The following is a 2,094-nucleotide window of genomic DNA, read 5'->3' on the forward strand; positions in this document are numbered from 1 at the left end:
AGGGGAGGCGCGCCGCTCGACCGGGGGCCGGGAGCGGCGCGCCTCCCCTCTTTTCGAGAAGTTTCGCCGATGACCACGCTCCTCTACGTCGAGCACGCCAACGGGCAGATCAAGGACGGCACGCTGAAGGCGCTGACCGCCGCCAAGAACCTGGGCGCCCCCATCCACGCCCTGGTGCTCGGCGCCGGATCGAAGGCGGCGGCCGAGGCCGCGGCCAAGCTCGACGGCATCGAGAAGGTGCTGAACGCCGAGGACGCGGTCTACGACCACGACCTCGCCGAGCCGAGTGCCGCGCTGATCGCCGCGATCGCCGAGCCCTACGACGCGATCGTGGCCGCCGCCACGACCACGGGCAAGAACACCCTGCCGCGCGTGGCCGCGCTCCTCGACGTCGCGCAGATCTCCGACATCATCAAGGTCGTCTCGCCCGACACGTTCGAGCGGCCGATCTATGCCGGCAACGCGATCCAGACCGTGCAGGCCGGCGCGGGGAAGCGGGTCATCACCGTGCGCACCGCCGCCTTCAAGCCGGCGGAGGAAGGCGGCAGCGCCGCCCCGGTCGAGGCGGTCTCGGCCGCGGCGCCCGATGCGCTGGGCGCCGCCTACAAGTCGGAAGAGATCGCCAAGTCCGACCGGCCGGAGCTGGCGTCCGCCAAGTTCATCGTCTCCGGCGGCCGCTCGCTCGGCTCGGCGGAAAAGTTCAAGGAGCTGATCGAGCCGCTGGCCGACGCGCTCGGCGCCGCGGTCGGCGCCTCCCGCGCGGCGGTGGATGCCGGCTACGCCCCCAACGACTGGCAGGTCGGCCAGACCGGCAAGGTGGTGGCGCCCGACCTCTACGTGGCGGTCGGCATCTCCGGCGCGATCCAGCACCTGGCCGGCATGAAGGACTCGAAGGTCATTGTCGCCGTCAACAAGGACGAGGACGCGCCGATCTTCCAGGTGGCGGATTACGGACTGGTCGGCGACCTGTTTCAGGTCGTGCCGGACTTGCAGGCCGAGATCGCGAAGGCCAAGGATCGGTGACGCATCGGTAGACGGATCGGCAGCGCGCCTCACGACACCGTCGGACCGCCTCGAGCGCCTGCGGCTCGAGGCCGGTTTGACGCTTTTGTTGCAGTGCCGCATTCTAGGGATGCGGTCGAGAGGACGATGCCGCAGCAGGTAGGACGCGATACGGGTATGGGCATCGAGATCAAGACGGTCGGCATCGTCGGTGCCGGCCAGATGGGGAACGGCATCGCGCATGTCTGCGCGGCGTCGGGCCTCGACGTCCGGCTGAACGACCGTGATCCCGAGCGGATCGAGGCCGGGCTCGCGCTCATCGACGCGAACCTCACGCGGCAGGTCCAGAAGGGCACGCTGAACGACGAGCAGCGCCGCAGCGCCCTGGCCCGCATCGCGGCGGCGCGCAGCTTCGACGACCTCGGCGCCTGCGATCTCGTCATCGAGGCCGCGACCGAGGACGAGGCGACCAAGCGCAAGATCTTTCAGACGCTCTGCCCGTCGCTCAAGCCCGACGCGCTGGTCGCGACCAACACCTCGTCGATCTCGATCACCCGGCTCGCCGCATCGACCGACCGGCCGGACCGCTTCATCGGCATCCACTTCATGAACCCGGTGCCGGTGATGCAGCTCGTCGAGCTGATCCGCGGCATCGCCACCGAGGATCCGACCTACGAATCGGCCAAGGCCTTCATCGCCAAGCTCGGCAAGACCTCGACCATGTCGGAGGATTTCCCGGCCTTCATCGTCAACCGCATCCTGCTGCCGATGATCAACGAGGCGATCTACACGCTCTACGAGGGCGTCGGCTCGGTCGAATCGATCGACACGGCGATGCGGCTCGGCGCCAACCACCCGATGGGGCCGCTGCAGCTCGCCGACTTCATCGGCCTCGATACCTGCCTGTCGGTGATGCAGGTGCTCTACGAGGGGCTGGCCGACTCGAAGTATCGGCCCTGCCCGCTGCTGGTGAAATACGTCGAGGCCGGCTGGCTCGGCCGCAAGACCAAGCGCGGCTTCTATGACTATCGCGGCGAGACGCCGATCCCGACGCGCTGACGCGCGGCACGCCCGCATGAAAAAGCCGCCCGC

Annotated in this window: 2 protein-coding genes; both read left to right on the forward strand. The window is 68.9% G+C overall.

What is annotated here, in order from left to right; genetic code table 11:
- Window positions 1-69: 69 nt before the first annotated feature.
- The gene (locus MFF42_RS20870) at window positions 70-1,023 is read left to right on the forward strand and encodes an electron transfer flavoprotein subunit alpha/FixB family protein (protein ID WP_238257459.1); all 954 of its coding nucleotides are present in this window, start codon (window positions 70-72) and stop codon (window positions 1,021-1,023) included.
- A gap of 156 nt (window positions 1,024-1,179) precedes the next feature.
- On the forward strand, window positions 1,180-2,061 hold the full coding sequence (locus tag MFF42_RS20875) for a 3-hydroxybutyryl-CoA dehydrogenase (protein WP_238257460.1): 882 nt from the start codon (window positions 1,180-1,182) through the stop codon (window positions 2,059-2,061).
- Window positions 2,062-2,094 lie beyond the last annotated feature (33 nt).

The sequence above is a fragment of the Methylorubrum podarium genome, assembly GCF_022179745.1.
GTDB lineage: Bacteria > Pseudomonadota > Alphaproteobacteria > Rhizobiales > Beijerinckiaceae > Methylobacterium > Methylobacterium podarium.